The sequence below is a fragment of the Streptomyces sp. NPDC021356 genome (genome assembly GCF_040641015.1).
Classification (GTDB): Bacteria; Actinomycetota; Actinomycetes; order Streptomycetales; family Streptomycetaceae; genus Streptomyces.
The window spans coordinates 127,443-146,674 of record NZ_JBFACU010000017.1; the positions used below are offsets into that span (position 1 = coordinate 127,443).

The following is a 19,232-nucleotide window of genomic DNA, read 5'->3' on the forward strand; positions in this document are numbered from 1 at the left end:
CCACCGTGAAAGATCAATGGTGAACGGAATTGACCGATTCGCCGTTGGCTGGAATCCATCCGGTTTCGGTCGCCGCATCTCCGTCCGGTCTTTCCGGCAGGGGCGGTGCCCTTCAGGCGCCCTTCAGGCGCCCTCCAGACCCCCTTCAGGCTTCTTCAGCCCCTCCAGGCGCCCTTCAGGCCACCCCCTACTTCAGGTACGGCCCGTCGGTGCCGACCTTGCCGGGCGCCGCGTTCTTGCCGCCCAGGTCGAGCACGTAGACCCGCAGGTCGCCCTTGCCCGGGGCGGCGACGGTCAGGGTGCCGCCGGTGACCTGCCGCACGTCACCGGTGACGGCGTCCTTGTACGTGCCGTTCGGGATCCCGGTGTAGGTGGCGCCGTCGGTGACCGCGACCAGCGCGAAGCTGTCCACGCCGGTGGCCGCGTCGGTGTAGCGGCGTTTGAAGTCCATGCCGCCGCCCGAGACGCCCTCGGTGGAGTACTGGCCCATCTGCAGCGCGGGCACGGCGCGGCGGATCTGGTTGAGCCGTTGGAGGTGCTTGACCAGCGGCTGCGCGAGGGTGGTGGCGACGGCGCCGCTCGCGCTGTCGGCCTTGGAGAACTCCGAGGCGGTGACGGTGCCTTCGAGGTGGTCGCCGTAGTAGGCGCGGCCCGTCGTGGCCAGCGGGCAGCGCGGGCCGCAGTCGATGGTCTTGCCGGCCTGGAACTGGATCTCCGAGCCGTAGTAGAGGGTCGGGATGCCGCGGAAGGTCCACATCAGGGCCATGTTCTCGGCCCAGGCGTCCTGCCCTCCGTCGTAGCGCACGCTCGACTTGTTGGGGCCGTAGTCGTGGCTGTCGACGTACACGACGTTGTACGTGGCGTCGTTGGTGGAGTCGTCGGAGTCCTTGCCGTTGGAGAAGGCGTTGTGCGCGTCACCGAAGTTCATGTGCATGCGCATGTCGATGATGTTCATGCCGGAGAACTTCGAGTGGTCGGGCGTGTGGTAGCTGTTGCCGTTCAGGAAGGCGTTGGTGGAGGTGGGCTGCTGCCCGGTGCCCAGTTGCTCCTCGTAGTTGTACTGGTCGAGGGCGGCCTGGGTGTCGTCGGCGGTGTACTCCTTGCGTTCCTTCCAGGTGTAGAACTGCGCGGAGTGGTTGACCGAGCCGCGGTTCCACTTGTCGTTGACGAACGCGCCGACCTCGCCGAAGACGAAGAAGTCCTGCGCCTTGTCCGGACCCCAGTCCTGCGCCACGCGCTGCTGGATGGCGGGCAGGAAGCGGCGGTTCCAGGTGATGCGGGGGACGTGGACGGCGGTGTCGAGACGGAAGCCGTCGACGCCCATGTCGATGTACTTGTCGTAGGCGCCGATGAGGTAGTTCTGCACCTCGGGGTTCTCGGTGTTGAAGTCGGCGAGGTCGTCGGCGAGCCAGCAGGAACGGGAGTCCTCGCCCTCCCAGTTGCCGATCCAGCACTGGTGGTAGTACTTCGAGGGGAACATGCCGCTGGTGGGGCTGGGCCACTGGCAGTTGTAGAGCGTGTAGCCCTCGGGACTCTTCTGACCGGTGGGCTTGCCCCAGTTCAGACAGGTGTTGCCGGAGGGCTCGGCGGTCGACCACAGGTCGCCGTTGTAGTAGGACTTGCCCGACTTGGGTTCGACGGTCAGCCCGTCGTACTCGAAGCCCGGCTGCTTCTCGTCGTAGTACCAGGACCACTGGGAGTCCCGCACGCCGTACACGGTCGGCACGAACAGGCCCTTGGCGCCCCACCGGGAGCTGTGGTTGTAGACGACGTCCTGGTAGATCTTCATACCCTTGGCGTGGGCCGCGTTGATGAGGTCCTGGTAGGAGGCGCCCGCCGACTCCAGGCGCGGGTCGACCTTGTAGAAGTCCCAGCCGTGGTAGCCGTGGTAGTCGTAGTCGGAGCGGTTGAGGACCACGGGGGTGATCCAGACCGCCGAGAAGCCGAGTGCCTTGATGTAGTCGAGTTTCTCGACCAGGCCCTTGAAGTCACCGCGGAACATGGGGTCGTGGTTGGCCGCGTTGCCGGAGGTGACGTCCTGGCTGCCGCCTCGGTTGTTGCTGCTGTCGCCGTCGTAGAAGCGGGCGGTCAGCACGAAGTAGATCGGGTCCTTGCGCGGGTCACCGCCGAGCATGGTGCCCTGCCGGGCCGGGGGCGGAGCCTGTCCGGTCGTCGCGTTCGCCGGCGCGGAGGCGGCGGAGGTGTTGCCCGCCGCGTCGACGGCCTGGACCGTGTAGGTGTACGTGGTGTCCGCTTCGAGCCCGGTGTCGGAGTAGACGGTGGAGCCGGTGCTGACCACCGCCGTGCCCTTGCTCCCGCCCGTGCGGGTGACCTGGTAACCGGTCACGCCGGTGTCGTCGGTCGACGGCTCCCAGGTGAGCACGACGGAGGTGCCGGTCGCGGAGGCCTTCACGGAGGTGGGCACGGTGGGCGCGGTGGTGTCGGGGGCGGTGGCCGCGCAGGGGTCCTTCGCGTCCTTGGTGACCTTGCCCGCCTTGACGGTGCTGAGGCCGCCGGTCAGCGCGTAGTTGGCGCCGTTGTTGTTGTCCCAGGTGCCGTTGCCGTTGTTGAAGGTGGCCTGCCAGCCCGTCGCCGTGCCCAGGTCGACGGTCTTCTTCACCCAGCCGGTGCAGGCCGCGTCCATGGCGACGCCGGGGGCCGTGGTCCAGGCGCCGCCGTCGGGCGCCCAGTGCAGGTTGACGGTGGACCAGCCGGTGCCGGTGGTGGCGTAGAAGACGGTGGCGCTCTGCGCGCTGCCGTCGCCGCCCCCGCCCTGGCCTCCGTTGTCGTCGCCGCAGGGGTCGCTGTGCGCGATGACCCCGTCCTTGACGGTGACGGTGCCGCTGCCCAGGTCGTAGTTCTTGCCGCCGTTGTTGTCCCAGGTGCCGCTGCCGTTGTTGAAGGTGGCCTGGAGCCCGGCCGCCGACCCCAGGTCGACGGTCTCCTTCACCCAGTCCGTGCAGGCGGCCTCCATCCGCACGCCCGGCACGGTGGTCCAGCTGCCGCTGTCCGGTGCCCAGTGCAGGTAGTACGAGGACCAGGCGCGGGACTTGGTGTAGTAGAAGACGGTGGCTGTGTCGGTGCCGGTGGTGGCGGTGGCGGTGGTCGCGCCCGTGGCACCGGAGGCGGGCGTCGTCCCGGCGGCGAGCAGGCCCGCGGCCAGGGCGGCGACGGAGGCCAGCGCGGTGGCTGCGGTCCGCCGTGACCTCCTCCGGAAGGGCCTGAACAGCGGTGGTCGGGGTCGGGTTCTCTCCATCGAGGGCTCCTCGGACGGGTCCGCCGGGCAGCACGAAGCTCCCGTACGGCCACGGGGGGAGCTGGGGGGAGCGGCGGAACGGCTGAGCGGGTGGCTGAACTGAGGGCCGAGACACGCCACTCGACCGCAGAACCTTGCGAAAGGCGCTGCAAGTTTCTGCGGGGAGGTTACTCAGAGGGGACGGGGGCGTAAAGGGTTCGAGCAGGGGCTCCTTCGGGTCCTGACACCCGAGACGATGCGACAGGGCCGCCACCACGCGCTTCACGAGAAAACACTTGCTGCACTTTTCAGAAACCTTGCAGGTTGCGGCGGCCCCCACTCGCCCTCATGCGGGACACGGGGGCCAGGGCCGGATCAGCCCGCCCTCACGGGAAGCAGGAGGACGATCACGGTGAACAGCGGGTCCTCTCGCGTCGCCGGGCGGCCGTGCGGGCCTTGCTCGCGGCCAGCAAGCCGCGCGCCTCGACCAGTTCCGCCTCGGACAGCGCCTGCCCTTCCAGCAGGGTCTCTTCGACGAACTGCCGCGCTTGCTCGGCCCGCCGACGCCGCTCAACACGGCTGCGCGTGATCGCGTTGATCAGCGTCGATTTCATGGTCATGCGAGGGCCTCCTGTGCAGGAAGGGCGATGAGATCAGCAGGGTTGGGGGGCGCGCACCGAGGCGCGAAGGCGGTCGACCTGGGCGTGCACGGTCATCGCCGGGGTGCCTGCCGTCCGCCCCGGCGGAACGGTTCCCGCATCACCCCGGCAGGCCCGGCAGAGCCCTCCCGGCAGGGCTTCCGGGCGGCCGGGTACGCGGCAGTCCGTGCACTCCATGAGCGCGGGAGGTGCGGAGCGTGCCTGCGGGCCGGGCTGGGCGGGCGGCAGCTTGTCCACGAGCCGGCGTCGCACGAACGCCCCAGGCGCATGGACGTGCTCCGGCAGGCCGGTGACGAGGACCCGCGTCAGGTGACCGGGGTCCACCCCGCGCCTGAGCCATTCGGCCGCCGGCTCCTCCAGTGCCGCGCAGTCGGCGGCGGAGAGGGCGAGGCGCGGGTCGTGCAGACCGAGGCGGGCGAGGGTGTCGCGGGCGGTCGAGGGTCGGTCATCGGTGGTGGTTGCGGACGGCGGCTCAGCCGGAGTGCGGGCTTCGCTCTCGGGCGCGGAGGCGGACGCGTCCGGCACGCCACCCTCCAGGAGCCCCGCCCACCACTCGTCATCCCGTGCGGTACGGGACCAGTACGTCAGGAACACCCAGCGCGTACCGGTCACCGCGCCGTCGCCCGGGACGACCCGGCGGCGTACGCGCCGCAAGTGCCCCGCCGCGCTCAGCTCGTTGAGCGCCGAGCGCACCGCCTGCTGACCGTACAGCGGTTGCGCCTTGGCGAGGGTCTTCGCGTCCATCGCGGCGTTCTCGTCGAGCCGGTCGATCAGGCTCGCGAGGTACGCCGCGCGGGCGTGCAGCCGGTCGAAGTCGCCCGCGCGGGGCGGCGCCTGGTCCGGCGCGGACCGCTTGCCATATCCAGGCTTGGCCAGGGGATGCGCTGCGCGTGCGGGCAGGGCAGCGATAAGGTTTCCGTCAGCCACGGGTCGACTCGCGTTCGATCTTGGGGTGAGACCCCGGCGGGTGTTGGTAGCACCCGACCGGGGTCGTTTGTTGCTGCGAACGCTAGAGGGTCGCGACGGTGCGTCGCAACTCGCTCACGAAAAGTCAGCGTTGCTGGAACGGGGAGGGCGGGAGGGTGGGTTGAGGTCTACCGCCCATTCCTTCAAGAAGCGGCTCGGGGCTCGCGGCCCGGAGCCCGGGGCTCAGGCTTCGTCGCAGGCAGCGAGCGTGAGGAAGGCCGACCATGCGCCGGCGCCCACGGAGAAACGGGGGCTTCGAGCCCCGAGCTTCGAGTCGCGGATGTGGATGGTGTGGGGGGCCTGGGAGGTGGCGGCGACTTCCAGGCATTCACCGCCACCGGAGCTGCTGTAGCTGGATTTATGCCAGGGGTAGGCGACTTCGAGGCAGGCACTACCCTCCGAGTCGCTGTAGCTCGACTTGAACCACGACAGGCCGTCGCTCACAGCTCCTCCGCCACCTTCCTGATGAACCGGGCAGACTCCTCAACACTAAGCGCCTGCATGCGGATCATGCCATAGCGCTGAGTGAGTGCACTGAGCTTGTCCCCGTCAGAGTAGAGCGCGCCCGTCGACTGCCCGTCCACAAAGGCGAATCGCTCATGGTCGCAGGTTTCGGCGAGCACCATCGGCCCGCTGAGCGCCGCAGTCGGGGCGTTGAGGAACGGAAGTACCTGGATGGACAAGTGAGCCCGCTGACTGACCTCCAACAGGTGGTCGCACTGCCGACGCATGACATCACGGTCACCCACAACCGAGCGCAAGGCGGCCTCGTGGATGACGAAGCTGAAGTGCGTCGGGGGTTTGCTGACCAGCTTCTCCTGCCGTTTCAGTCGCGCAGCAACCCGCTCCTCCACCGTTTCCTCATCCAAAGGCGGGCAGTTGCTGCTGATCAGTGCACGTGCGTACTCCGACGTCTGCAACAGCCCTGGGACCAGAAGCGGCTCGTACCACTGCATGGTGATCGCCTCGGCCTCCACGAGCACGTACTGCTGCGTACGCTCCGGGAACGGCTCAGGCTTCAGGAACTCATGCGCGGCCAGCAACTTCCCCCGCGCCCCGCACAACTGGTCCGCGATCTGCAACAACCGCAACGTCGGCCTGCGCCGCCCGCACTCCATCGACTTGACGTACTCGTAGTCGTACCCGGCCTCCTCGGCCAGCGCCTGACGGCTGACCTGGGCCTCCTCGCGCCACAGCTTGATCTGCCCGCCGCAGTACCGCCAGTTCTGCTGCGCCTGCGGGGACTCCCCCGTGGCCACGCGCCCTCACCCGCCTCCCGCCGACACAGCGCCTACGTACACGCTGTGTACCCGACTCGCCACGCTGAGGCTAGTCACCGAACACGAGGCGTATCCACGGTTCGGCCGAGTTCCACACGCAAGGGCGCGCAGACGACGGCTCAGCCCTTGTTCTCCGGGCCCTTCTCGGAGCCCTTCTCGTCCTTCTCCGCCAGCTTCCCGATGTAGTCCTGGGCCTTGTCGACGGCGGAGTCGATCTTGTCGTGGTGCTTGCCGCCGGTCTTGCCGTCGATGAAGTCGCCGGCCTTCTCCAGGCCGGCGGAGATCTTGTCGCCGTGGGTCTCGGCGAGGTCCTCGACCTTGTCCTTGAGGTTCTTCAGGTTCTTGAGCTGTTCGAACATGTGCGTGCGTCCCTCTACAGCGGTGTAGTTGCTGAGCCCCCATGTTCTCATCGCGGACCGCCGCCACCCGCACCGTCCGTGTACAGCCGCGCCGCGTACCGCCGGGGACACTCCCGGGACGGCGCGGCGACCCGCAGCCTGGTGCCGCCGAACGACGAGCCACACGTCCCCCACGCGAGGAACCCCACGCCCATGCCGACGACGCCCACCCCCAGCACCACGCCCCACCGCTCGCCCCGGCGCGCTGCCCCGTGACATCGAGTGGCGCATGCCGCGCCATGCCCGCAGCGTGGGGCGGGCCCGGACGTACCTGCGGGAGCAGGCGGCGGCGTGGAAGGTTCCGGACGAGGTGACGGAGACGGCCGTACTGCTGCTGAGCGAGCTGATGACGAACGCGTACCGGCACGCGCGGACGGCGCCGGGCCGCGAGATCTGGGCCCGCTGCGTGCTGGACGACACGGGCCGGCTGCGCGTGACGGTCACCGACGCGAACGAGAGCCTGCCGGAGCCCCGCGAGGCATCACCGGAGGACGAGTCCGGCCGGGGCCTGGCCCTGGTGGCCGAACTGGCGGACGACTGGGGAGCGGAACCCCGGCCCGGCGGGATCGGCAAGACGGTCTGGTTCGAGCTGGACGCGTGTCCTCGGACCGCCTGCTGATGTCGGTGGCTGCCAGTACGGTGGGCACACCGCACACTCGAAGGAGCCCGGCGTGACCACGCATCCCGAGCAGGGACACGAACTCGTCCCGCGCCCCGAACGCACCCCCGAGGCGGTCCGGGTCGCCCTGGCCCGTGTCGCTCCGCACCGGCTGGGCGAGATGGAACAGCACAAGGAGCAGGCGCTGGCCACCGCCATCCAGGACGGCAGGATCGGCCACCTCCAGCACTGGCTCACGCACTGGCAGGTCCAGGTCGAGATCGAACGACGCCCGGACCTCCACGCGCGCCACCACGCCGCGCTCACTGCCCTGAACGAGAGCAGCGGCAAGGACGCCCCCGAGTTCCGCACCGCGATGGACGAACTGCACGCGGTCGAGGCCGAGGCCCGACAGGCGGTGTCCGCTTGAACTGGCGGTGGGAGTACGACCCCAGCGAGGTTCACGTCATCGGGGGTGCCCCGCCCTCGCTCGTGGCGGAGGTCGAGAAGAAGGCCGACGAACTGGTCCGTGCCGCCGCGGCCTTCTACCTCGACGGCACGGCATACCAGGGCACGGGCCCGAAGGGCGACATCGCCCACGTACCCGGCGGGTTCTTCCTGTATCTGGTGGTCCCCCGGCACGAATGCCTGTACGTGCACCAGGTGACCTACCTGTAGGCGGCGCCGGCGCTCCCAGGATGCGGGGTGCAATGGCATCTCACCGTACCGCCTCTCCGGCCCGGCGGGATCGGCAAGACGGTCTGGTTCGAGCTGGCCACGGGAACTGAGAACTGAGGCCGGGGCCCTGTGAGCCCGGCGTGCTCCGCTCTACTGCCAGAAGACCTCTTCCACCACGATCTGGGGATCCTCGGTCCTCTGGACGAAGACGTACCTCAGCCACCCGTGCCCGTTGTCGAAATACAGAACACGAGACCCTTTCGGATCACTCGACCTGGCAGGCTCGACGTGCATGCTCGCGGGCAGACCGGCGTCGGTCTCGATGTCGCGAAAATACGGGTCCGCCGCCGTGACCAACTCGGCACGTGCCGCATCGAGCGCCTTGCGGACATGCTCGGGAAGCGCGTCACGCGCGGCCTGCGCCTTGAGCGTCCAGTCCATCTGCCAGGGCGGGCCCATGAACCCGGCGTCCGTCACTGCCCGGGCTCCGTCCGGGCCGCCAGGTGCCGGAGGTTGGAGGCTTCCTCCAGGAGTGCTCCGGCCTCGGCGGCGTCGTCGCATTCGTACGCGGCCCGGTGTTCGAGAGCGGTGACGTAGGCGTCGAGGTGCGGGTCGCGGGCGATGGCGTACTCGCCCCACCAGCGGGCCATGAAGGCGGGGACGGTGGTGACGTCGTAGGCGTCCGCGACGTACCGCTTCCAGTGGGCGTCGAAACCAGGGAGCAACTGCGGAGCGTGCTGCGCGATAGCGGCCCGCAGGGCTTTCGGATTCCTGTCCGGCATGGGCGGGACGCCGGGTGTGGGGTGCGAGGCTGCTGTCGTCATGGGTCCTCCGGAAGGGTGCGAAGGATGCAGGGCGCCATGGCATTCACCGTACCGCCTCCCCGGCCCGAGCCCGCCGCCCACACGACAGGCCCCGCCGCTCGGAAGCGGCAGGGCCTTGTCTCACATGGGGTACCCGCAGGTGCGGGTGAGTGGAGATGGCGGGAATCGAACCCGCGTCCAACGGTGCGGAACCAGGGCTTCTCCGTGTGCAGTCCGCTTCGATTTTCTCGGCCCCGGAGATCACGCGGACAAGTCTCCGACGGGCTCAGTCACTGTTTGGTTTCCCTCTTCACCCCGTGACCGGGATCAAGGTTTAGTCCCCTAGCTGATGCCAGGATCCGGGTCGGGAACAGCCCCGGGCTGACACTCCCTTATAGGAGGCTCGCGATCGCTACCTGAGATCAGGCAGCGAGGGCGAAGGCCTGCTGGGAGGAATCGCGCTTGGTATTGGCGATTATTTTTTTCGGCCTGTGGTTTACGAGATCATGGCCGCTTCCTCGACACGCTTCCCCTGCTTCGACAGCCGCTGTCGAAACCGATCATCCCCATGTTGATTTTTCAAACCCACCCTCCGGAGAGGGGCCCTTCCTCAGAAGGGAGCCGCACCGGCTGTGCGGTGCGTTGCCATCGTACGTGACCAACGCGGGTCCTTGCCAGCTTATTCCCGCGGTCACGCCGCCCAGGTCAGGGCGTGCTCACGCCCGCTCCTTGCGCCGCACCGCCGAGATCACCCGCTCCGCCTCGCGGCGGTCCTGCTTCTCGCGCAGCGTCTGCCGCTTGTCGTACTCCTTCTTGCCCTTCGCCAGCGCGATCTCGATCTTGGCGCGGCCGTCCTTGAAGTACAGGGCGAGCGGCACGATCGTGTGACCCGTCTCCTGGGACTTCGACTCCAGCTTCTCGATCTCCTCGCGGTGCAGCAGCAGCTTCCGCTTGCGCCGCGCGCTGTGGTTGGTCCACGTGCCCTGGCTGTACTCCGGCACGTGCACGTTGTGCAGCCACGCCTCGTGATCGTCCAGCTGCACGAAGCCGTCGACCAGCGACGCCCGCCCCTGGCGCAGCGACTTCACCTCGGTGCCGGTGAGGACCAGACCGGCCTCGTAGGTGTCGAGGATGTGGTAGTCGTGCCGCGCCTTCTTGTTCTGCGCGATCAGCTTGCGCCCTTTTTCCTTAGCCATAGTGCCGACCATTTTGGCACCACACAGGGGGTGTGCGGAAAGTTCATTTTCCCGGCTCGCGCGTCAGGACGGGTCGCCCAGGCCGGTCAGGACCGTACGCGCCCGGCCCATCGGGTCGCCGCCGGCGTCCAGGTCCGGGGTGATGCCGTGGCCGTCCACGCCGCGCCCGCCGGGGGTGCGGTAGTGGCCGACGGTCAGCTCGGCGACGGAACCGTCGGGCAGCCGCGTCGGCATCTGCACCGAGCCCTTGCCGAAGGTCCGGGAACCGACGACGACGGCCCGGCCGCGGTCCTGCAGCGCCCCGGTGAGCATCTCGGCCGCACTCATCGTGCCGCCGTCGACGAGCGCGACCAGAGGCCTGGCTGTGTCGCCGCCGGGTGCGGCGTGCAGGGCCCGCTGCCTGCCGTCGACGTCGTAGGTGGCGACCAGGCCGCCGTCCAGGAAGGCGGAGGCCGTCGTGACCGCCTCGGTGACCAGGCCGCCGGAGTTGCCGCGCAGGTCCAGGACGATCCCGGAGGCGGGCGGCGCGGCGCGTACGGCCGTACGGACGCGGTCGCCCACGCCCTTGGTGAAGGCGCTGATCCGGATGACCGTCGTCCCGTCGGCCAGGCGCCGCACGGTGACGGGGTCCGTGGACAGCCGGGCCCGGCGCAGCGTCCGCGACCACGCGCGCGTGCCGCGCTCCAGGCCCAGGGTGACGGAGGTCCCGGCGGGCGCGTCGTCGGCGTCGCCGCGCAGTAAGGAGACGACGTCGGTGACGGGCAGCCCGTCCACCTTCGCGCCGTCCACGCTGCGCAGCCGGTCGCCCGCGCGGATCCCGGCGTCGGCGGCGGGCGAGCCGGTCTGCACCTTCATGACGTCGATCCGGCCGTCCCGCTCCCGCCGCGCCCACAGGCCGACTCCGGTGTACCGGCCCGCCAGCGACTCCTGGAACTCGGCGAAGTCACCCGGGGAGTAGACGGCGCCCCAGCGGTCGCCGCTGCGGCTGACGGCGTGCTCGGCGGCCTCCATCGGGGACTTGCCGGCGGCCATGGCCTCGGCGGCGGCCCGCGCGACCTGTTCGTGCCGGCTCGCGGCGGCCGACGGGCCGGAGGCGGAAGGAGACACGGAGGGCGGCTCGGAGGCGTACGCGGACGGGGCCGGACGGTCCGCCGCCGCCACGGGCCTGCGTTCGTGACCCGGCAGGGAACCGGTCGCCGCGCCCGCCACGAGGACCCCCACGAAGACCAACGTCAGACCGGCCCCGGAGCGGCTGCGGCGGGGCTGACAGAAGGGGTCTCGGCCTGACATGGCGGTGAGTCTAGGACAACGCGACGGGGCCGCACGCGCGCTCGGCGGTGCGGCCCCGTCGGCGTGTGTCAAACCTTCAGATACTTGCGCAGCGCGAGGAACCCGGCCAGCGCGGGGATCAGGAAACTCACGGCGAGGATGAGCGGGATCTTGGTGACCACGGCGTCCCAGCCCACGAAGTTGATCAGCTGGAGCTTCGACGACAGCGCCACTCCGTGGTCGATCACGAAGTACTGGATGACCACCAGGAAGGAGGAGGCCAGCATGCCGCCGATGAGCCCGGCGACCGCGGCCTCCATGATGAACGGCGCCTGGATGTAGAAGCCGGAGGCGCCGACCAGGCGCATGATGCCGGTCTCCCGGCGCCGGCTGAACGCGGAGACCCGCACGGTGTTGACGATCAGCAGCATCGCCACCGTCAGCATCACCAGCATCACGCCCCGCGCGGCCAGGTTCAGATAGCCGAGGAGGGTGAAGAGGTTGTCCAGGATGCTCTTCTGGTCCTGCACGGACTGCACGCCGTCGCGCCCGTTGAAGGCGCTGGCGATGACCTGGTACTGCTCGGGGTTCTTCAGCTTGATCCGGTACGACTCCTGCATCTGGTCCGGCGTGATCGAGGCGGCCAGCGGGGAGTGCCCGAACTGCTCCTTGTAGTGCTTGTACGCCTCGTCCTGGGACTCGTACGTGACCTTCTCCACCACCGACATCTTCTGCAGGTCGGCGAGGATCGCCTTCTTCTGGTCCTCGGTGACCGCGCCCTTGGCGCAGTTGGCGTCGGACTCGGCGTTGCTCTTGTTGCAGAGGAAGATCGATACGTTGACTTTGTCGTACCAGTAGCCCTTCATCTTGGTCACCTGGTCGCTCAGCAGCAGCGAGCCGCCGAACAGGGCCAGGGACAGGGCCACGGAGACGATGACGGCGAACGTCATCGTCAGGTTGCGGCGGAGACCGACACCGATCTCCGACAGGACGAACTGGGCGCGCATGGCGTCTGGTCAAGCCTTTCCGTCGTGGACTTCTCAGTGCTGGTAGCCGTAGACGCCGCGCGCCTGGTCGCGGACGAGACGGCCCTTCTCCAGCTCGATGACGCGCTTGCGCATCTGGTCCACGATGTTCTGGTCGTGGGTCGCCATCACCACGGTGGTGCCCGTCCGGTTGATCCGGTCGAGCAGCTTCATGATGCCGACGGAGGTCTGCGGGTCGAGGTTGCCGGTGGGCTCGTCGGCGATCAGCAGCTTGGGCCGGTTCACGAACGCCCGCGCGATGGCGACGCGCTGCTGCTCACCACCGGACAACTCGCCCGGCCTGCGGTCCTCCTTGCCGCCGAGCCCGACGAGGTCCAGCACCTGCGGCACGGACTTGCGGATCTCGCCCTTCGACTTGCCGATGACCTCCTGCGCGAAGGCCACGTTCTCCGCCACCGTCTTGTTCGGCAGCAGGCGGAAGTCCTGGAAGACGGTGCCCAACTGGCGCCGCATCTGCGGCACCTTCCAGTTGGAGAGCCGCGCGAGGTCCTTGCCCAGGACGTGCACCTGGCCGTGGCTGCACCGCTCCTCGCGGAGGATCAGCCGCAGGAAGGTGGACTTTCCGGAGCCGGAGGACCCCACGAGGAACACGAACTCGCCCTTCTCGACCTCCAGGGAGACATCCCTGAGGGCGGGGCGGGTCTGTTTGGGGTAGACCTTGGAGACATTGTCGAATCGGATCACGGATGCACCACGGGTCGCCGGGGGTAGATGAGCGTGACCATACGCGAGTCGGGTGTGCGAGCGCAGTCACCGGCCGGGGTTGGGGATAGTTGTACGTTTTGTCTTCGCCTGCTACGGGTTCCGGGCGGACCCCGCGCTGAACACGGGGGAACCTGGCATGGTGGAGAGGGGAACGTTCGCGGCGCCGCGGGCGTTGTCGGTAGGGAAACCGGTGCAAGGAGGGCGAGCGCATGACGTACGACCGGCTGGTGTGCGCGAACTGCGCGGCGCCCGTGAGCGAGGGCCGGTGCCCGGTGTGCCGCGCCAATCGCGAGCGGCTGCAGCAGGAGAACAACTTCCTCGCAGGGCTGAACCCGATGGCGCTGATCGCACTGCTGGCGGTGCTGATCGCCGGGGTGGCGCTGCTGGCGCACCAGACGGCGTAGCCCCGGCAGAGAGCCGGACAGGGCGAAGGGACCCGGAGCGTTTCGCTCCGGGTCCCTCACCGTGTTCTGGTCACGCCCCGTGGGGCCGTGGACACGCTCAGGCGGCGGCGCCGCCGCGGCCCGACATCATGCGCGGGAGTACGCGGAAGCCGATGCCGCCGGCGATCATCGTCGCGGCGCCGATCAGCAGGAACGCGGTCTGACCCGCACCGGTCTCGGCGAGCTGCTTGCCGCTGCCCTGGGGCGCGGTGTTCGCCGGGGTGCCGGACGGCGTGGTGGAGCCGGTGTCGGTCAGGGCCGAGGAGCCCTGCTCCTGCGGAGCGGGGCCACCGGAGCCGCCGGAACTGCTGGAGCCGCCGCTGCCACCGTCGGGGGTGGTGCCGCCGGTGGTGTCGCCACCGCCGTTGCCACCGTTGCCCCCGCCGTTGCCGCCGGTGCCACCGCCATTACCCGAGCCACCGTTGTCGCCCGAGCCACCGTTGTCGCCCGAGCCACCGTTGTCGCCCGAGCCACCGTTGTCGCCCGACCCGCCGTTGTCGCCCGACCCGCCGTTGTCGCCCGAGCCACCGTTGTCGCCCGACCCGCCGTTGTCGCCAGACCCACCGTTGTCGCCAGACCCACCGTTGTCGCCAGACCCACCGTTGTCGCCCGAGCCACCGTTGTCGCCCGACCCACCGTTGTCGCCCGACCCACCGTTGTCGCCCGACCCACCGTTGTCGCCAGACCCACCGTTGTCGCCAGACCCACCGTTGTCGCCAGACCCACCGTTGTCGCCAGACCCACCGTTGTCGCCCGACCCACCGTTGTTCCCGGAACCACCGTTGTCGCCCGACCCACCGTTGTTCCCGGAACCACCGTTGTCGCCCTCGCCGCAGTTGGGGTCGATGACGATGTCGCAGGGGTCACCGCCCGTCTTCACGCCGAGGCTGACCGGACCCACCTGCACGTTCGCGTCCAGCGCGGAAGCCGCGCCCGCGGCGGTCAGCGAGGCACCCGCGGCGATCACGGCGCCCGCGGCTATGCGCGCGACCCGGACCCGCGTCTTCTTCGTCATATGTTCGCTACCCCCAGTAGCCGATCGTCAATGAGGCCGCGCCCGGGGCCGTGATCGACGGGTAGCTGAAACTGTGGAGCCCCCCGGTTCACATGCGCCCCGTACGTACGCATGCCGCGCTTCACCCTTCCCATATTTCAAAGCAACGTCAAGGCCGTTGCGACCGCGATGTCCGAGTACGCGCTCTTTGCCGGAGGAAGAGCGATGTGAGTGTGACGCAAAACCCAGACATCGGGGACGGAAAAGGCAACTGCCGCTCCGAGAGCGGCAGTTGCCTTGTCGACAAAGCGTCCGTTCTTTACTTGCTCTGCTGTTCCTGCTGCTTGCGCCAGCGAATACCGGCCTCCAGGAACCCGTCGATCTCGCCGTTGAACACGGCCTCCGGGTTGCCGACCTCGAACTCGGTGCGCAGGTCCTTGACCATCTGGTACGGGTGCAGGACGTACGAACGCATCTGGTTGCCCCAGGAGTTGCCGCCGTCGCCCTTGAGGGCGTCCATCTTGGCCTGCTCCTCCTGGCGGCGCCGCTCCAGCAGCTTGGCCTGTAGGACGTTCATCGCCGTGGCCTTGTTCTGGATCTGGGAGCGCTCGTTCTGGCAGGAGACGACGATGCCGGTGGGCAGGTGGGTGAGGCGGACCGCGGAGTCGGTGGTGTTCACGCCCTGGCCGCCCGGACCGGAGGACCGGTAGACGTCCACGCGCAACTCGGACTCGTCGATCTCGACGTGGTCGGTCTGCTCGACCACGGGAAGGATCTCGACGCCCGCGAAGGAGGTCTGCCGCCGGCCCTGGTTGTCGTAGGGGGAGATGCGCACCAGCCGGTGCGTGCCCTGCTCCACCGAGAGCGTGCCGTAGGCGTAGGGGACCTGGACGGCGAAGGTCGTCGACTTGATGCCGGCCTCTTCGGCGTACGACGTCTCGTAGACCTCGGTCTTGTAGCCGTGCTGCTCGGCCCAGCGCAGGTACATGCGCTGGAGCTTCTCGGCGAAGTCGGCGGCGTCGACGCCACCGGCCTCGGCACGGATGTTGACCAGGGCCTCACGGGCGTCGTACTCGCCGGACAGGAGGGTGCGGACCTCCATCTCGTCCAGCGCCTTGCGCACGGAGGTCAGCTCGGACTCGGCCTCGGCGCGGGTGTCCGGGTCGTCCTCCTCCTCGGCCATCTCGAACAGCACAGCGAGATCGTCGATCCGGCCGCGCAGCGCCTCGGCCTTCCTGACCTCCGCCTGGAGGTGGGAGAGCTTGCTGGTGATCTTCTGCGCCTCGTCCGGGTTGTCCCACAGGGACGGCGCGGCCGCCTGCTCCTCGAGCACGGCGATGTCTGCCCTCATCTTCTCGAGGTCCAGAACGGCCTCGATCGACTCCATGGTCGAGGAGAGGGACTTCAGCTCTTCGGATACATCGACGACTGCCACGCCTCCAGCGTAACGGCTCCGCCGCGCGGCCAGCGCCGGGCGGCGGGATGCGCGCTCAGGGCGAGGAGGGGGCCGAGTGCCTGGTGTCCCGGGCGGGCGCTCCGCCGTCGTCGCCCGAGGACGCCCACCAGGCGCCCGCGCCGACGGCGCCCACGAGCACCAGACCGGCCACGCTCAGGGTGATGCGGCGGCGGCGTGCGGCGGCACGGTTGCGGGCCGAGCCGGGGCGGGGGGCGCCGGGCGCCCGGGGCGCGCGGGCCGTGCCGAGGGCGCCGCCGGCCAGCTCGTCGGGCGCGGGCACCCGCATCGAGGTGTGCGTGTCCCGGTTGGAGTCCGGCTGCGCGCCGGGCACCAGCGGGACGGCTCCCCGGCGGCGCGCGCGCTCGCCGGCCGGTGCCTCGGTGTGCTCCGGTTCCTCCTCTCCGGGCTCCTGCGCCGGGTCGGAGCCCGGTTCGTCCACGTCCAGGGGCGGCATGCCGGCGAGCAGCGGCAGCAGCTCGCGCAGGCGGGCCGCCAGCTCGGACGCCCGCAGGCGGGAGGCCGGCCCCTTGGCCAGGCACTGCACGACGAGCTGCCACAGCTCGTCGGGGATGCCGGGCAGCGGGACCACGGTCTCGGTGACGTGACGGCGCAGGACCGCGCCCGGGTGGCCGCCGCCGAAGGGGGTGAAGCCGGCCAGCAGCTCGTACAGCACCGTCGCCAGGGCGTAGATGTCCACCGCCGCGCGCGGGGGCAGCCCCTCGACGATCTCCGGTGCGAGGTAGTCCGGGGTGCCGATGATCTTCGTCGCGCGGGTGCGTTTCGGGGAGTCGATGAGCTTGGCGACACCGAAGTCGGTCAGCAGCGCCGGGTGGGAGCCGCCGGGGCCGAGGGGGCCCTGCATGTCGAGGAGCACGTTCTCCGGTTTGACGTCCCGGTGCACGACCCCGGCGGCGTGCGCCGCGGCCAGCCCGTCGGCCACGTCGGCCACGATCGCCACGGCCGCCTCGGGGGACAGCCGCCGCTCGCGCTCCAGGCGGGTGCGCAGGTCGGTGCCGCGGACCAGGTCCATGACCAGGGCGAGGTCGTTGCCGTCGACCACCAGGTCGCGCACGGAGACCACGTTCGGGTGCTCCAGGCCCAGCAGCGCCGTCCGCTCCTGCACGAAGCGGCCCACGAGTTCCTGGTCGGACGCGAGGTCCTCACGCAGCAGCTTGATGGCGACGGGGCCGTCCGGTCCCTCGCCCAGCCACACCGTACCGGCGCTGCCCCGTCCCAGGATCTGGTTCGCGGTGTACCGGCTGCCGATCTTCCGTGCCAAGACTGCTCCTACAGACGCGTGTTGCCGACAAAGCTACGCGTCCGACGAGGCAACCTTCACCGCGGAGACGGAAATCACCCGCCAGGTGTCGACAAATCTCCAAACTCGCGGGCGTGGCCAGGCGGGCGCCACCTGCCCAGGAGGGTGAACAGGCGGGCGCCGCGCGCCCAGAACGTGAACAGGCGGGCGCCGCGCGCCCAGAACGTGAACAGGCGGGCGCCGCGCGCCCAGGAGGCACGCGGCGCCCGCGTCGTCGGTTGCCGGGTCAGTTGCCGCCGAGGTCCTTGACCCAGCCGCCCGCCTGGTGGACCCAGTGGGTCAGCTCGGACCAGTAGCCCCGGCCGGTGCCGATCCAGCCCTGCAACGGGCTCAGCTCCCACACGAGCCACCCCGCGACGAACAGGATGACGATCGTGAACAGGCAGCCCTTCAGGCAGCCCAGGCCGGGGATCTTCATCGGGTTCGCGCCGCGCTGCCGCGGGGGCCGGGGCTCGCGTGCCGGGCGCTGGGGCTCGGGGGCGGGCGGCGGCGCGTACCGCTGGGGTTCGCGGGGCCGCTGCGGCGCCGGGGCGTACTGCTGCGGCTGGGGCTGCGGGGTCGCGTACCGGGGCTGCTGCGGCGGTTGCTGCTGGGGGTAGCCGTAGCCGGGCTGCTGCGGCGGTTGCTGCTGGGGGTAGCCGTAGCCGGGCTGCTGCGGCTGCTGGTGGTGGGGCTGCTGCTGGGGCCGGGCGACCTGCCGCTGGGGGCGGCGGCGCAGCGGGTCCTCGGCCGGGTCGAGGTACTGCATCTGCGTCTGCTCGTTGCGGTCACGGGCCGCGCGCAGCTGGGACTGCCACGGGTGCGGCTGATCCGGCTGCTGTCCCGGCGGCACGGGCGGCATCGCGCGCGTGGGACCCGCGGCGCCCTGGGGCATCACGGTGGTCGGATCCGCGGCGCCCACCGGGCCGTCCGGTCCCTGCGGGGCGCCGGTGTGCGGCAGGACGCTGGTCGCGCCGTTCGGGTCGTACGCGGGTGCGCCGTGCGGCAGGACCTGGGTGGGGTCGGCCGCGCCGGGCACACCGTCCGGGACGGGCACGGGCGCGGGCGCCGGGTCGGGCGCGAGGAGCGCGCCGACGCCCTCCGCGGCGGCGATCCGCGCGGCGTTCGCGTGCACGCCGACGCCCTCGGCGACGACGCGCAGGGCGCGCGCGAGGTTCTCGGCGCTGGGCCTCTCGTCGGGGTTCTTGCGCAGGCAGCGCTCGATCACCGTCCACAGCGGGTCGGGAACCGTGGAGGGGCGGCGCGGTTCGGCGCTCAGGTGCTGGTGCAGAACCTCCAGCGCGGAGCCACCGGAGAACGGCGGCCGTCCGGTGACCAGCTCGTACAGCAGGATGCCGGCGCCGTAGATGTCGACGGCGGAGGTCTGCGGGCGGCCCTCGGCGGACTCGGGCGCCACGTACGCGGGCGTGCCGACGAACTCGTGCGTGCGGGTCAGCCCCGGCGAGTCGGCCAGGCGGGCGATGCCGAAGTCGGTCAGCATCGGGTGCATCTGCCCGTCGTCCTGCTTCAGCAGGACGTTGGCCGGTTTCAGGTCGCGGTGGACGACCCCGTCGGCGTGGCTCGCGGCGAGCGCGTCGGCGATCTGCGCGGTGAGCAGCGCGGCGGCGACGGGGGTGAGGGGGCCGTTCTCGCGCAGGTAGCGGTGCAGGTCGGGGCCGTCGACGAGGTCCATGACCAGCGCCAGCAGGTCGCCCTCGACGACCAGGTCGCGCACCCGCACGATGTTCGGGTGGGTCAGCCGGAGCAGCACCGACCGTTCCCTGAGGAACCGCATGACGATGTCGGCGTCGTTCGCCAGCTCTTCCTTGAGGACCTTGATCGCGACGGTCTCGCCGGGCTGTCCCGGCACCGCCGCCTCGGCCCCCGCGGTCTCTCGCTGGCGGGCTCGCCAGACGGTCCCGGTGGCACCGCGTCCGAGCGGCTCCTCCAGGAGGTACTTGCTGCCTACCGGCCGCACGTCATGCGCTCCCTGTTGCTTGCCTACGTTCCGACACACTGTAGTGCCGACCCGCCCGGCACCGGCCTGTCGAAGTTCCCTGCCCCCGGGTCGGCGTTCCCGGGGGCCTGGGGGTTCCCGGTCGCCGGCTCCGTGCCGTGCCCGTGCCGTACGTGTCGGCCCACGTCTTCGTTCGACGTCGTCGTTCGAAGGGAAGACGCTCGATCCGGACCCTCAGGTTGCCGGAAACGG

20 protein-coding genes and 1 other RNA gene are annotated in these 19,232 nt (G+C 70.2%); 4 read left to right on the top strand and 17 right to left on the bottom strand.

Annotation, left to right across the window (positions count from 1 at the left end):
* Positions 1-187: 187 nt before the first annotated feature.
* The 6 genes from AB0G56_RS23890 to AB0G56_RS23915 all read right to left on the bottom strand — a co-directional run bounded on the left by AB0G56_RS23890 (position 188) and on the right by AB0G56_RS23915 (position 6,499).
* Entirely contained in the window at positions 188-3,256 is a 3,069-nt protein-coding gene (locus AB0G56_RS23890; protein ID WP_360972491.1) for a carbohydrate binding domain-containing protein, read from the bottom strand.
* A gap of 386 nt (positions 3,257-3,642) precedes the next feature.
* Entirely contained in the window at positions 3,643-3,855 is a 213-nt protein-coding gene (locus AB0G56_RS23895; protein WP_360972493.1) for a hypothetical protein, read from the bottom strand.
* Between the two features lie 33 nt (positions 3,856-3,888).
* Positions 3,889-4,821 carry a hypothetical protein gene (locus AB0G56_RS23900; RefSeq protein WP_360972495.1) on the bottom strand — a complete coding sequence of 311 codons (933 nt, stop codon included), beginning with the start codon at positions 4,819-4,821 and terminating at the stop codon, positions 3,889-3,891.
* 222 nt (positions 4,822-5,043) lie between these two features.
* Positions 5,044-5,304, bottom strand: coding sequence for a DUF397 domain-containing protein (locus tag AB0G56_RS23905; RefSeq protein WP_360972497.1), 261 nt, complete (start codon positions 5,302-5,304; stop codon positions 5,044-5,046).
* Positions 5,301-6,119 (bottom strand): helix-turn-helix transcriptional regulator, encoded by an 819-nt coding sequence (locus AB0G56_RS23910; protein WP_360972499.1) that lies wholly within the window; start codon positions 6,117-6,119, stop codon positions 5,301-5,303. Before AB0G56_RS23910 ends, AB0G56_RS23905 begins: the two co-directional genes overlap by 4 nt.
* A 140-nt stretch (positions 6,120-6,259) precedes the next feature.
* A complete protein-coding gene (locus tag AB0G56_RS23915) occupies positions 6,260-6,499 on the bottom strand; it encodes an antitoxin (RefSeq protein ID WP_360972501.1) in 240 nt (79 codons plus the stop codon).
* A 268-nt stretch (positions 6,500-6,767) separates the two neighbouring features.
* Between AB0G56_RS23915 and AB0G56_RS23920 the strand changes: the two genes are divergently transcribed.
* Genes AB0G56_RS23920 through AB0G56_RS23930 form a run of 3 tightly spaced genes read left to right on the top strand, consistent with a single transcriptional unit; the run spans position 6,768 to position 7,814 of the window.
* Positions 6,768-7,157, top strand: coding sequence for an ATP-binding protein (locus AB0G56_RS23920; protein ID WP_360972503.1), 390 nt, complete (start codon positions 6,768-6,770; stop codon positions 7,155-7,157).
* A 52-nt stretch (positions 7,158-7,209) separates the two neighbouring features.
* Positions 7,210-7,566, top strand: coding sequence for a DUF6247 family protein (locus AB0G56_RS23925; protein WP_360972505.1), 357 nt, complete (start codon positions 7,210-7,212; stop codon positions 7,564-7,566).
* On the top strand, positions 7,563-7,814 hold the full coding sequence (locus AB0G56_RS23930; RefSeq protein WP_360972507.1) for a hypothetical protein: 252 nt from the start codon (positions 7,563-7,565) through the stop codon (positions 7,812-7,814). The genes AB0G56_RS23925 and AB0G56_RS23930 overlap by 4 nt, the downstream gene beginning before the upstream one ends.
* 150 nt (positions 7,815-7,964) lie before the next feature.
* Here the strand turns inward: AB0G56_RS23930 and AB0G56_RS23935 are convergent, their stop codons facing one another.
* From AB0G56_RS23935 to ftsE, 7 genes are all read right to left on the bottom strand, one after another.
* Positions 7,965-8,291, bottom strand: a complete 327-nt coding sequence (locus AB0G56_RS23935) for a hypothetical protein (RefSeq protein WP_360972509.1) — start codon at positions 8,289-8,291, stop codon at positions 7,965-7,967.
* A complete protein-coding gene (locus AB0G56_RS23940; RefSeq protein ID WP_360972511.1) occupies positions 8,288-8,638 on the bottom strand; it encodes a hypothetical protein in 351 nt (116 codons plus the stop codon). Before AB0G56_RS23940 ends, AB0G56_RS23935 begins: the two co-directional genes overlap by 4 nt.
* Before the next feature lie 147 nt (positions 8,639-8,785).
* Positions 8,786-9,185, bottom strand: a transfer-messenger RNA (tmRNA) gene (gene ssrA / locus AB0G56_RS23945).
* A gap of 148 nt (positions 9,186-9,333) precedes the next feature.
* The gene (gene smpB, locus AB0G56_RS23950) at positions 9,334-9,813 is read right to left on the bottom strand and encodes an SsrA-binding protein SmpB (protein ID WP_360972513.1); all 480 of its coding nucleotides are present in this window, start codon (positions 9,811-9,813) and stop codon (positions 9,334-9,336) included.
* Between the two features lie 63 nt (positions 9,814-9,876).
* On the bottom strand, positions 9,877-11,103 hold the full coding sequence (locus tag AB0G56_RS23955) for a S41 family peptidase (protein ID WP_360972515.1): 1,227 nt from the start codon (positions 11,101-11,103) through the stop codon (positions 9,877-9,879).
* A 68-nt stretch (positions 11,104-11,171) separates the two neighbouring features.
* Complete coding sequence (gene ftsX / locus AB0G56_RS23960) at positions 11,172-12,089, bottom strand: permease-like cell division protein FtsX (RefSeq protein ID WP_360972517.1); 918 nt, start codon at positions 12,087-12,089, stop codon at positions 11,172-11,174.
* Between the two features lie 33 nt (positions 12,090-12,122).
* Positions 12,123-12,812: a cell division ATP-binding protein FtsE gene (ftsE, locus tag AB0G56_RS23965; RefSeq protein ID WP_037862576.1), complete on the bottom strand. Its 690-nt coding sequence runs from the start codon at positions 12,810-12,812 to the stop codon at positions 12,123-12,125.
* A 230-nt stretch (positions 12,813-13,042) separates the two neighbouring features.
* Between ftsE and AB0G56_RS23970 the strand changes: the two genes are divergently transcribed.
* On the top strand, positions 13,043-13,237 hold the full coding sequence (locus tag AB0G56_RS23970) for a hypothetical protein (protein WP_360972519.1): 195 nt from the start codon (positions 13,043-13,045) through the stop codon (positions 13,235-13,237).
* A gap of 97 nt (positions 13,238-13,334) precedes the next feature.
* Here AB0G56_RS23970 and AB0G56_RS23975 read toward each other — a convergent pair whose 3' ends face one another.
* From AB0G56_RS23975 to AB0G56_RS23990, 4 genes are all read right to left on the bottom strand, one after another.
* Positions 13,335-14,291, bottom strand: coding sequence for an LPXTG cell wall anchor domain-containing protein (locus AB0G56_RS23975; RefSeq protein ID WP_360972521.1), 957 nt, complete (start codon positions 14,289-14,291; stop codon positions 13,335-13,337).
* A gap of 298 nt (positions 14,292-14,589) precedes the next feature.
* Positions 14,590-15,705: a peptide chain release factor 2 gene (gene prfB, locus AB0G56_RS23980; RefSeq protein ID WP_360972523.1), complete on the bottom strand. Its 1,116-nt coding sequence runs from the start codon at positions 15,703-15,705 to the stop codon at positions 14,590-14,592.
* A gap of 55 nt (positions 15,706-15,760) precedes the next feature.
* Positions 15,761-17,005 (bottom strand): serine/threonine-protein kinase, encoded by a 1,245-nt coding sequence (locus AB0G56_RS23985; RefSeq protein WP_360972525.1) that lies wholly within the window; start codon positions 17,003-17,005, stop codon positions 15,761-15,763.
* 265 nt (positions 17,006-17,270) lie between these two features.
* Positions 17,271-19,001, bottom strand: coding sequence for a protein kinase (locus AB0G56_RS23990; protein WP_360972527.1), 1,731 nt, complete (start codon positions 18,999-19,001; stop codon positions 17,271-17,273).
* Between the last annotated feature and the right edge of the window lie 231 nt (positions 19,002-19,232).